General features: G+C 40.5%; 9 protein-coding genes, 1 other RNA gene and 1 pseudogene. 8 read left to right on the plus strand and 3 right to left on the minus strand.

Features of this window, described 5'->3' with window-relative positions; all coding sequences use genetic code 11:
* Positions 1–74 precede the first annotated feature (74 nt).
* Positions 75–2,054 carry a peptide ABC transporter substrate-binding protein gene (locus tag FGQ53_RS05300; RefSeq protein WP_138336413.1) on the plus strand — a complete coding sequence of 660 codons (1,980 nt, stop codon included), beginning with the start codon at positions 75–77 and terminating at the stop codon, positions 2,052–2,054.
* A 333-nt stretch (positions 2,055–2,387) separates the two neighbouring features.
* Here the strand turns inward: FGQ53_RS05300 and pbp1a are convergent, their stop codons facing one another.
* Positions 2,388–4,544: a penicillin-binding protein PBP1A gene (pbp1a, locus tag FGQ53_RS05305; RefSeq protein WP_138336416.1), complete on the minus strand. Its 2,157-nt coding sequence runs from the start codon at positions 4,542–4,544 to the stop codon at positions 2,388–2,390.
* Positions 4,537–5,136, minus strand: coding sequence for a Holliday junction resolvase RecU (recU, locus tag FGQ53_RS05310; protein ID WP_138336419.1), 600 nt, complete (start codon positions 5,134–5,136; stop codon positions 4,537–4,539). Before recU ends, pbp1a begins: the two co-directional genes overlap by 8 nt.
* A 66-nt stretch (positions 5,137–5,202) precedes the next feature.
* Here recU and FGQ53_RS05315 point away from each other — a divergent pair, with 66 nt between their 5' ends.
* The 7 genes from FGQ53_RS05315 to FGQ53_RS05345 all read left to right on the plus strand — a co-directional run bounded on the left by FGQ53_RS05315 (position 5,203) and on the right by FGQ53_RS05345 (position 11,401).
* A complete protein-coding gene (locus FGQ53_RS05315; RefSeq protein ID WP_138336422.1) occupies positions 5,203–5,730 on the plus strand; it encodes a DUF1273 domain-containing protein in 528 nt (175 codons plus the stop codon).
* 69 nt (positions 5,731–5,799) lie between these two features.
* Positions 5,800–6,129, plus strand: a complete 330-nt coding sequence (gpsB, locus tag FGQ53_RS05320) for a cell division regulator GpsB (protein ID WP_171019085.1) — start codon at positions 5,800–5,802, stop codon at positions 6,127–6,129.
* Positions 6,130–6,149: 20 nt separating this feature from the next.
* An RNA gene (rnpB, locus tag FGQ53_RS05325) (RNase P RNA component class B) lies at positions 6,150–6,530 on the plus strand.
* Positions 6,531–6,614: 84 nt separating this feature from the next.
* The gene (locus FGQ53_RS05330; protein WP_138336428.1) at positions 6,615–7,772 is read left to right on the plus strand and encodes a THUMP domain-containing class I SAM-dependent RNA methyltransferase; all 1,158 of its coding nucleotides are present in this window, start codon (positions 6,615–6,617) and stop codon (positions 7,770–7,772) included.
* Between the two features lie 12 nt (positions 7,773–7,784).
* Positions 7,785–9,200: a cell division site-positioning protein MapZ gene (gene mapZ / locus FGQ53_RS05335; RefSeq protein WP_138336431.1), complete on the plus strand. Its 1,416-nt coding sequence runs from the start codon at positions 7,785–7,787 to the stop codon at positions 9,198–9,200.
* A gap of 75 nt (positions 9,201–9,275) precedes the next feature.
* Entirely contained in the window at positions 9,276–10,700 is a 1,425-nt protein-coding gene (gene gndA, locus FGQ53_RS05340; protein ID WP_138336434.1) for an NADP-dependent phosphogluconate dehydrogenase, read from the plus strand.
* Between the two features lie 11 nt (positions 10,701–10,711).
* Positions 10,712–11,401, plus strand: coding sequence for a response regulator transcription factor (locus FGQ53_RS05345; RefSeq protein WP_138336437.1), 690 nt, complete (start codon positions 10,712–10,714; stop codon positions 11,399–11,401).
* Between the two features lie 71 nt (positions 11,402–11,472).
* Here the strand turns inward: FGQ53_RS05345 and FGQ53_RS05350 are convergent.
* Positions 11,473–12,007, minus strand: a pseudogene (locus FGQ53_RS05350) (transposase); the annotation flags it as partial.

The raw sequence follows: 12,007 nt of genomic DNA on the forward strand, positions 1-12,007 counted from the left end.
CAAAAATTCAGAAAATTCTATTGACAGGACTTGAAAAAGGGTCTATAATGGATAGAAAAATAAAGGAGAAGACTATGAAAACAGGAAAAGTATTGGCTCTTGCGGGAGTGACTTTATTAGCAGCGGGTGTTTTAGCGGCTTGTTCTGGTGGTTCTGGTGCTAAAGGTGAGCAGACTTTTGCATTTACTTACGAGACTCACCCAGATAATCTCAACTACTTAACAACTGGTAAGGCAGCAACTGCTGACATTACTAGTAATGTGATTGATGGATTGCTTGAAAATGATAAATACGGGAACCTTATTCCCTCAATGGCAGAGGACTGGTCAGTTTCTAAGGATGGATTGACCTACACTTATAAGATTCGTCAGGATGCCAAGTGGTACACATCTGAGGGCGAAGAGTATGCTCCTGTTAAGGCTCAGGACTTTGTGACAGGTCTTAAATATGCAACAGATAAGAAAGCAGAAGCCCTTTACTTGGTACAAGATTCAATCAAAGGTCTGGATGCTTATGCTAAAGGGGAAATTAAAGATTTCTCTCAAGTTGGGATTAAAGCCCTTGACGATCAAACGGTCCAATACACTTTGAACAAACCTGAAAGCTTTTGGAATTCAAAAACAACCATGGGTGTGCTTGCGCCAGTTAATGAAGAGTTTTTGAACTCAAAAGGGGATGATTTTGCTAAAGCAACAGATCCAAGCAGTATCTTGTATAATGGTCCTTATTTGTTGAAATCTATTGTGACCAAATCCTCTGTTGAATTTGCGAAAAATCCGAACTACTGGGATAAGGATAATGTGCATATTGACAAGATCAAATTGTCATTCTGGGATGGTCAAGATACTAGCAAACCAGCAGAAAACTTTAAAGATGGTAGTCTTTCAGCAGCTCGTCTCTATCCAACAAGTGCAAGTTTCGCAGAGCTTGAGAAGAGTATGAAAGACAATATTGTCTATACTCAACAAGACTCGACTACGTATCTAGTAGGAACAAATATTGACCGTCAGTCCTATAAATACACATCTAAGACCAGCGAAGAACAAAAGACATCTACTAAAAAGGCCCTCTTAAACAAGGATTTCCGTCAGGCTATTGCTTTCGGATTTGACCGTACAGCCTATGCCTCTCAGTTGAATGGAGAAACTGGAGCAAGCAAAATCTTACGTAATCTCTTTGTTCCACCAACATTTGTTCAAGCAGATGGTAAAAACTTTGGCGATATGGTCAAAGAGAAATTGGTCACTTATGGGGATGAATGGAAGGATGTTAATCTTGCAGATTCTCAGGATGGCCTTTACAATCCAGAGAAAGCCAAGGCTGAATTTGCTAAAGCTAAATCAGCCTTACAAGCAGAAGGAGTCCAATTCCCAATTCACCTAGATATGCCTGTTGACCAAACAGCAACTACAAAAGTTCAGCGCGTGCAATCTATGAAACAATCCTTGGAAGCGACTTTAGGAACTGATAATGTCATTATTGATATTCAACAACTACAAAAAGATGAAGTAAACAATATTACATATTTTGCTGAAAATGCTGCTGGCGAAGACTGGGATTTATCAGATAATGTCGGTTGGGGTCCTGACTTTGCCGATCCATCAACCTACCTTGATATTATCAAACCATCTGTAGGAGAAAGTACTAAAACATATTTAGGCTTTGACTCAGGGAAAGATAATGTAGCTGCTAAAAAAGTAGGTCTATATGACTACGAAAAATTGGTTACTGAAGCTGGTGATGAGGCTATAGATGTTTCTAAACGCTATGATAAATACGCTGCGGCCCAAGCTTGGTTGACAGATAGTGCTTTGATTATTCCAACTACATCTCGTACAGGGCGTCCAATCTTGTCTAAGATGGTACCATTTACAATACCATTTGCATTGTCAGGAAATAAAGGTACAAGTGAACCAGTCTTGTATAAATACTTGGAAATTCAAGACAAGGCAGTTACTGCAGATGAATATCAAAAAGCTCAAGATAAATGGATGAAAGAAAAAGAAGAATCCAATAAAAAAGCGCAAGAAGACCTTGCAAAACATGTCAAATAAAGATAAGGGAGTTGGTTTGTAGCCGACTCCTTTATATTCTTCGAAAATCTCTTCAAATCACGTTATACTTTTCTATAGTAGATTGAATCTAGAATAGTACGTTGTGGCTGTTAAAATATTTCTATACATTAATTTGACTTTCCTAATCGATTTGTTCACATCTTGTTTCAATATACTATAAAATCTCTTCAAACCACGTCAGCGTCCATCTGCAACCTCAAAACACTGTTTTGAGGTTGTGGCTAGCTTCCTAGTTTGCTCTTTGATTTTCGTTGAGTATTAGCTATCTTGTAGTAAAAAATCCTGAGAATTTCTAACTCTCAGGATTTTTTTTTACTGTTGTGGTTGTTGTTGAAATTGAGGAGTTTGTGGTGCTTGTTGTACAGGCTGTCCTTGATTTGGATCAGTTACTGGAGCACTGTTTGGTTGTTGTCCTACTGTGGTGTTTGCCTGTGTAGTTGAACTTTCAGGTGTTGTAGAGGGGTTCTCTACTGACTGTGTTTGTTGGGTAGCAGGTGTAGTCCAAGCATTCTTAGCACCGTTCAAAAAGAAGAACTCACCACTTCTGTATACTCCCTCAGGCATTGTCCAATCTCCAGGATGGTCGTTTTGAGAGAGGGAAGTCATCATAGCACGATAGACTTTGGCAGCAACTGTGAGACCGTCGCCTAGAATAGGAGTGAGACGGTTGCTATAACCTGTCCAAACGGCCATTGAATACTTACGAGTATAACCGACAAACATTTCATCCGGAGCTACAAGTTGATTCGACTTGATATGATTTTCGATTTCTTCATCTGTATAGTTAGAGGTACCTGTTTTACCAGCTTGAGGAAGCCAAGGCAGGTAGGCACCACGACCAGTTCCGTAAGTCAAGACCGTTTTCATCATCTCTGTCATCATGTAAGCAGTCGTTTCTTTCATGGCTCTTGTGCCAGGGTCAGAAAATTCTTTTTCGCTACCATCGCTAAAGACAACTTTATTGATGTACATTGGTTTGTGGTAAATACCGCCATTTGCGAATGCAGCATAGGCAGTGGCCATTTTTTCACTACTTGCCCCGTACTGTTTACTAGATTCGGTAGTATTACTTGAAATAGCATTTGAATAGTGTATTACAGGATAGTCGATTCCTAAACCATTTAGGAAGTTTTTAGCTCTATCTAAACCAACCTTATTTAGTGTTTCGACGGCAGGTACGTTACGAGATTGTTGAAGGGCATATTGCAGAGTAATATTACCAAAATATGCTCGATCCCAGTTGTAAACAGGTGTGCTTGTTCCTGGATAGTTATAAGGAATATCATTAACCATAGTTGCAGTGGAATCATAAATACCGTATTCTATGGCAGGTGCATAATCGGTGATTGGTTTCATTGTTGAACCCCAGTCACGATTGGTTTCCACAGCTTGGTTGGTACCAAATGAAACGTTACTTGCTTGGTGACGAGCTCCAAGTTGGGCGATGACTTTACCATTTGAAACATCTACGACCGTAGATGCGACTTGCAAATCATCGTCAGGGTAAGAGAGGTACTGATCAGAGTTGTAGATATCCCACAGATGTTTTTGAGCTTCTTGGTCTACATTTGTGTAAACATCCATCCCAGTAGTTAGAAGGTTATAGCCAGTTTCTTGTTCTACTTGGTCGATAACCTCTTTGAGATAATTGTCCATATATGCTGGATAGCTATTGACTGATTTCAAACTTTGGAGTCCATCAGTAATAGGGGTATTAATAGCCTTCTCATACTGTTCGGCAGAAATGTAGCCTTGACCTTTCATCTCTGAAAGTACCAAGTTACGACGGTCAAGGGCAGCTTCTGGATGAGAATAGGGATCGTATTGATTCGGTGCCTGTGGCATACCTGCTAGTAAAGCTAATTGAGGTAAAGATAAATCCTTTAGATCTTTTCCATAGTAATTTTGGGCTGCTGTCTGCATACCATAGTTACCATTTGACATATAGACCTTATTGATGTAGTAGGTCAGGATTTCTTGTTTGGTAGCTTTTTGTTCCAATTGGATAGCTAGCCAAGCCTCTTGTGCTTTTCGGGAGATGTTTTGATCCGAAGTTGATGTTGAGAAATAGGTCAACTTAATTAACTGTTGGGTTAGGGTTGATCCCCCCTGTAAAGAATTACTTTGTAAATTACGTAAGAAGGCTCCCATAATCCGAATCGTATCTACCCCTCTGTGGTCAAAGAAGCGATGATCTTCGATAGACACGATTGCTTTGACTAAATCAGTAGGAATTTCGTTGGCCTGAGCGTTTACTCGGCGTTCAGAGCCCAGATCGGCAATGAGTTCATTATTATTGTCATAAATCTTGCTCGAAGTTGTTGCAACTAATTTACTATCTGATAGGGCTGGAGCTTTGCTTACAAAATAGAGGAAAACACCCCCACCCAATAGAAATAATGCGATAAAGAGAGTTAGGAAAAAGATTCCAGTATACTTTAGTATTCGCATAAGAATGTATTTATTCATCTTGTTTACCACCTAGTAAATGTTCTTTGATGACATCGAGATAGGGAATTTGTGGAAATGCCCCTAGTTTTATCTGGTAACCGTATTCTCGTATGTATCCAAGTGGCATTGATTTTTGTCCCTTATCTTGATGATAGAAGCGAATCAAATCGAATGCCGGCAATAAGTAGGTTTCTTGCAGAGAAGAAAAGTGAAGAAGGACAAAGCAGATTCCTTGTTGGGCAAGGACTTGTTCCATATGATGAATCTGATGTGGATGGAAATTTTTCATCGGAATCGCACGTTTTTGTTTTGTTTCCTTGGCTTCAAAGTCGATGTAATATCCCTTATAAACGCCAGAATAGTCTGTCGTTGAAGCTTGTCGAAAATAGGCTTCAACAATCTTGGCACGACTTCGTTGTGGATAGTCCACTCGTACGATTTGAATAGGAGTTGGTTTCTTGTGTATAACAGCCAAGCCCTGAGACAAATAGTAGTCGTTGGTAGCATTGATCATCTTTTCAAAAGACATTCCTCGATTTGCGAAATTTTTGGGTTGAGAAAGAGATGTTTGTCTTTTTTGTGATGAAATTTTATGAGGATAGTTGACCATAATTCTCCTTATTGGTACAATAACATCACTCTATTATATCATAAATTTGCACAGAAAGGGTTAAAAATGACTACAGCTTTGGTTTTGGGCTATTCTGCTTTTGATTTGGGTTTGTTTTCTGACAAGGATCCTCGTCTTAAATTGATTAAAAAAGCGATACGTAGGGATTTAGAAGCTATGGCAGAAGATGGGGTGACTTGGCTTGTATTTACAGGGACTTTGGGCTTTGAATATTGGGTTTTAGAGGTTGCTCAGGAGATGAAGACAGAGTACGATTTCCAGTTGGCCACCATTTTTGCTTTTGAAACCCATGGGGAAAATTGGAATGAAGGCAATCAGATGAAACTGAGTCGCTTTAAGCAGGTAGACTTTGTCAAATATGCCTATCCTCGTTATGAACACAAGGGGCAGTTAAGAGATTACCAGCAGTTTTTACTGGAAAACACGAACAGTTCCTATCTTTTTTATGATGAAGAAAATGAAACGAAACTAGCTTATTTTTACCAAAAGATGAAAAATCAAGAGGACTATTTTATAAAGAGATTAACATTTGATCAGCTAAATGAACTTGCTGAAAATTTTTCCGAAAATTGACGCTTTGACCTTGATTTTTGTTTGCCTTTTTTTATATAATAATACTAGCAAGCGAGAATGGAGAGAGACATGGCAAGTATTATTTTTTCAGCGAAAGATATTTTTGAACAAGAGTTTGGACGTGAAGTCCGTGGGTATAGCAAGGTAGAAGTTGATGAGTTTTTAGACGATGTCATTAAGGATTATGAAACTTATGCTGCCTTGGTCAAGTCACTTCGTCAGGAAATAGCGGATTTGAAGGAAGAATTAGCTCGTAAACCGAAATCTTCACCAGTTCAAGCAGAGTCTATTGAAGCGGCAACTACAAGTTCTATGACAAACTTTGATATTTTGAAACGCTTGAATCGTCTTGAAAAAGAAGTGTTTGGTAAACAAATTGTAGATAACTCAGATTTCTAAGTAGTTATTTGAGATGTGCAATTTTTGGATAATCGCGTGAGGAGAGTTGCTTCTCATGAGGAAAGTCCATGCTAGCACAGGCTGTGATGCCTGTAGTGTTTGTGCTAGGCGAAACCATAAGCCTAGGGACGAGAAATCGTTACGGCAGTTGAAATGGCTAAGTCCTTGGATAGGCCAGAGTAGGCTTGAAAGTGCCACAGTGACGGAGTCTTTCTGGAAACGGAGAGAGTGGAACGCGGTAAACCCCTCAAGCTAGCAACCCAAATTTTGGTCGGGGCATGGAGTACGCGGAAACGAACGTAGTATTCTGACTGCTATCAGCTAGAGCTGTTAGTGGTAGACAGATGATTATCGAAGGAAGTGGTCCTAGTCACTTCTGGAACAAAACATGGCTTATAGAAAATTGCATATAGGTTGGGGCTGAGAAATTTTCTCAACCTCATTTTTTAAAGTGGACATATAGAAAGGTCTTGCAAGACTGTAACATGAAAAAAGAATTTAATTTAATTGCAACTGTGGCAGCAGGTCTTGAAGCTGTTGTGGGACGAGAAGTGCGAGAGTTGGGCTACGATTGTCAGGTTGAAAATGGACGTGTTCGTTTTCAAGGAGACGTGAGAGCTATTATCGAAACCAACCTCTGGCTTCGGGCAGCAGATCGTATCAAAATTATCGTAGGAACTTTCCCAGCTAAGACTTTTGAAGAGCTGTTTCAGGGAGCTTTCGCTCTAGATTGGGAAGATTATTTACCACTTGGAGCTCGATTCCCGATTTCAAAAGCAAAATGTGTTAAATCTAAACTTCACAATGAGCCGAGTGTACAGGCTATTTCTAAGAAGGCCGTTGTTAAGAAGTTGCAGAAACACTATGCTCGCCCAGAAGGTGTTCCACTGATGGAGAATGGCCCAGAGTTTAAGATTGAGGTTTCTATTCTCAAAGACATAGCAACTGTCATGATTGATACGACAGGCTCTAGTCTCTTTAAACGTGGCTATCGTACCGAAAAAGGTGGCGCTCCTATCAAGGAAAATATGGCGGCAGCCATTTTGCAACTTTCTAACTGGTATCCAGACAAGCTTTTGATTGATCCGACCTGTGGTTCAGGAACTTTCTGTATCGAGGCAGTCATGATTGCTCGAAAGATGGCGCCTGGTCTTCGTCGCTCTTTTGCATTTGAGGAATGGAACTGGGTCAGCGACCGCTTGATTCAAGAAGTGCGTACAGAGGCGGCTAAAAAAGTAGATCGTGAACTGGAACTCGATATCATGGGTTGTGATATTGATGCTCGCATGGTGGAAATTGCTAAGGCTAATGCTCAGGCAGCTGGTGTTGCAGGAGACATTACTTTTAAGCAGATGCGCGTGCAGGATTTACGTTCCGATAAAATCAATGGCGTGATTATCTCCAATCCGCCTTATGGAGAACGTTTATCAGATGATGCAGGAGTTACCAAGCTCTATGCTGAGATGGGGCAAGTATTTGCACCGCTAAAAACCTGGAGTAAGTTTATCCTAACTAGTGATGAAGCCTTTGAAAGCAAGTATGGGAGCCAAGCAGATAAGAAGCGTAAGTTATACAACGGAACCTTGAAAGTGGATCTGTATCAATATTTTGGTCAACGTGTTAAACGTCAAGAGTTAAAATAGAAAGGGATACTCATGAGTAAGAAAAGACGGAATCGTCATAAAAAAGAAAATCAAGAACCGCGATTTGATTTTGATGAAGCAAAAGAGTTAACAGTTGGTCAAGCGATTCGTAAAAATGAAGAAGTGGAAGCAGGAGTCTTGCCTGAAGATTCCATTTTGGACAAGTATGTCAAACAACACAAAGATGAAATTGAGGCGGATAAGTTTGCGACTCGTCAATACAAAAAAGAGGAGTTAGTCGAAACTCAGAGTCTGGATGATTTAATTCAAGAGATGCGTGAGGCTGTGGAAGAGTCAGAAGCTTCTTCGGAGGAAGTTCCATCTTCTGAAGACATCTTACCACCCTTGCCTCTGGACGATGAGGAGCAAGGCTTGGATCCTCTATTGCTAGAGGATGAAAATCCAACAGAAATGACTGAAGAAGTGGAAGAGGAGCAAAACCTTTCTCTTCTGGAACAAGAAGGCTCAGAAAAGAAAAGCAAAAAAGGATTTGTTTCAACCGCTTTGGCGCTCGTATCAGTGATTATCTGTGTCAGTGCTTATTATGTCTATCGTCAAGTGAATCGCTCGACCAAGGAAATTCAAACTGCTCAATCATCGTCTAGCGAGCAGAATGTTCAGCCGATTTTAGAAGATTTCAATAGCCAATACGATGCATTCTACACTGATAGCAATAAAACAGCTTTGAAGAACAGCCAGTTTGATAAACTGAGTCAACTCAAAACCTTGCTTGATAAACTGGAAGGTAGTCGCGAACATGCACTTGCTAAATCTAAATATGATAGTCTAGCAACGCAAATCAAGGCCATTCAAGATGTCAATGCACAATTTGAAAAACCAGCTATTGTGGATGGTGTGTTGGATACCAATGCCAAAGCCAAATCAGATGCTAAATTTACAGATATTAAAACCGGGAATACGGAGATTGACAAAGTGCTAGATAAGGCTATCAGCCTTGGTAAGAGCCAAAAGACAAGCACTTCTAGCTCAAGTCAAATCAGCAGTTCTAGTCAAGCGAGTTCAAATTCTTCTACAGAGAGTAGTACAAGTAACACAAGTCCATCTTCAAGCGGCTCATCAAACAATTCAGTTTCTGCGCGTGATGATAGTCATGGCGGTCTATCAAGTTCTGGAGTTAACCTACAAAGAGCTTCAAGCCGTGTGCCGTTCAATCAATCGGCTATTGATGATAGTAACAACTCTGCCTGGGATTTTGCTGATGGCGTCTTGGAACAAATTCTAGCGACTTCACGTTCACGTGGTTATATCACTGGAAATCAATACATCCTCGAACGAGTCAATATTGTTAATGGAAATGGTTATTACAACCTCTACAAGCCAGACGGAACCTATCTCTTTACCCTTAACTGTAAGACAGGCTACTTTGTTGGAAATGGTTCTGGACATGCGGATGACTTGGACTACTAAGCAGTCGTTACAAAATTCTTTCTTTTCAAAAGTAAAAATGATAAAATAAAACAAATTAAACAAGAGGAGTGTCAAATGACAAAAGCTAACTTTGGTGTCGTAGGTATGGCCGTAATGGGTCGTAACCTTGCCCTTAATATTGAATCACGTGGTTACACAGTTGCTATTTACAATCGTAGTAAAGAAAAAACTGAAGATGTAATTGCTTGCCATCCTGAAAAGAACTTTGTACCAAGCTATGACGTTGAAAGTTTTGTAAACTCAATCGAAAAACCTCGTCGTATTATGCTGATGGTTCAAGCTGGACCTGGTACAGATGCTACTATCCAAGCCCTTCTTCCACACCTTGACAAGGGTGATATCTTGATTGACGGCGGAAACACTTTCTACAAAGATACAATCCGTCGTAATGAAGAATTGGCAAACTCAGGTATCAACTTTATCGGTACTGGGGTTTCTGGTGGTGAAAAAGGTGCCCTTGAAGGTCCGTCTATCATGCCTGGTGGACAAAAAGAAGCCTACGAATTGGTTGCGGACGTTCTCGAAGAAATCTCAGCTAAAGCACCAGAAGATGGCAAACCATGTGTGACTTACATCGGTCCTGATGGAGCTGGTCACTATGTGAAAATGGTTCACAACGGTATTGAGTATGGGGACATGCAATTAATCGCAGAAAGCTATGACTTGATGCAACACTTGCTAGGCTTTTCTGCAGAAGATATGGCTGAAATCTTTACTGAGTGGAACAAGGGTGAATTGGACAGCTACTTGATTGAAATCACAGCTGACATCCTTGGACGTAAAGATGATGAAGGTCAAGATGGACCAATCGTAGACTACATCCTTGATGCTGCAGGTAACAAGGGAACTGGTAAATGGACTAGCCAATCATCCCTTGACCTTGGTGTGCCATTGTCACTCATTACTGAGTCAGTATTTGCACGTTACATCTCTACTTACAAAGAAGAACGTGTTCATGCCAGCAAGGTGCTTCCAAAACCAGCTGCTTTCAAATTTGAAGGCGACAAGGCTGAGTTGATTGAAAAAATCCGCCAAGCCCTTTACTTCTCAAAAATCATCTCATACGCTCAAGGTTTTGCGCAATTGCGTGTAGCTTCTAAAGAAAACAACTGGAACTTGCCATTTGCGGACATCGCATCTATCTGGCGCGATGGCTGTATCATCCGTTCTCGTTTCTTGCAAAAGATTACAGATGCTTACAACCGTGATGCAGATCTTGCTAACCTTCTTTTGGATGAGTACTTCTTAGACGTAACTGCTAAGTACCAACAATCAGTTCGTGATATCGTAGCTCTTGCTGTTCAAGCTGGTGTACCAGTACCAACATTCTCAGCAGCTATCACTTACTTTGACAGCTACCGTTCAGCTGACCTTCCAGCTAACTTGATCCAAGCACAACGTGACTACTTTGGTGCCCACACATACCAACGTAAAGACAAAGAAGGAACCTTCCACTACTCTTGGTATGACGAAAAATAAGTAGGTCAGCCATGGGGAAACGGATTTTATTACTTGAGAAAGAACGAAATCTAGCTCATTTTTTAAGTTTGGAACTCCAAAAAGAGCAATACCGAGTTGATCAGGTTGAGGAGGGGCAAAAGGCCCTCTCCATGGCTCTTCAGACAGACTATGACTTGATTTTATTGAATGCTCATCTGGGGGATATGACAGCCCAGGATTTTACAGCCAAGCTGAGTAGGACTAAGCCAGCCTCAGTCATCATGGTCTTGGACCGTCGCGAAGACTTGCAAGATCAGATTGAGACAATCCAACGCTTTGCTGTTTCTTACATCTATAAGCCAGTTATTATTGAGAATCTGGTGGCTCGTATTTCAGCGATTTTCCGAGGTCGGGACTTTATCGACCAACACTGTAGTCAGATGAAGGTTCCAACGTTTTACCGCAATCTGCGTATGGATGTAGAACATCATACCGTTTATCGTGGCGAGGAGATGATTGCTCTGACTCGTCGTGAGTATGACCTTTTGGCTACTCTAATGGGAAGCAAGAAAGTTCTGACTCGTGAGCAGTTGTTGGAAAGCGTCTGGAAGTATGAAAGTGCGACCGAAACAAATATCGTGGATGTCTATATCCGTTATCTACGTAGCAAGCTTGATGTAAAAGGTCAGAAAAGCTACATTAAAACCGTTCGTGGTGTCGGTTACACCATGCAAGAATAGAAAAGCAGTTGCAGTCGTGTAACTGCTTTTTATATGTTGACATGCGATTTTATATTAGACTTCATGCGAAACTAAAATCCTAGTTCACGGTTGATAATTCCAGCAATCAAATTCATTCGTAATCCAAACCGTTTGCGTCGATTTCGATAGGTTGTTGAAAATATTTTAAACGTTTTTACTTTGGCAAAAATATTTTCAACCTTGATTCTCTCTTTGGATAGCGCATGGTTATAGGCTTTATCTTCAAGAGTTAGTGGCTTAAGTTTGCTTGATTTCCTCGGAGTTTGCGATTGTGAATACATCTTCATGAGTCCTTGATAACCGCTGTCTGCCAAGTTTTTACCAGCTTGTCCGATATTTCTGCGACTCATTTTGAACAATTTCATATCGTGGCAATAGTTCACAGCGATATCCAAAGAAACAATTCTCCCTTGGCTTGTGACAATCGCTTGAGCCTTCATAGCATGACATTTCTTTTTACCAGAATAATTGGCTAGTTGATTTTTTTAGGACGATTGATTTTTACCTCTGTTGCATCCACAATCACCGTATCCTCAGCACTAAGATGAGTTTTTGAAATCGTAAAACCACTTTGAATAAGAGTTG

It is taken from the genome of Streptococcus mitis, from assembly GCF_005844455.1.
In the GTDB taxonomy this organism is placed as follows: Bacteria; Bacillota; Bacilli; order Lactobacillales; family Streptococcaceae; genus Streptococcus; species Streptococcus mitis_BF.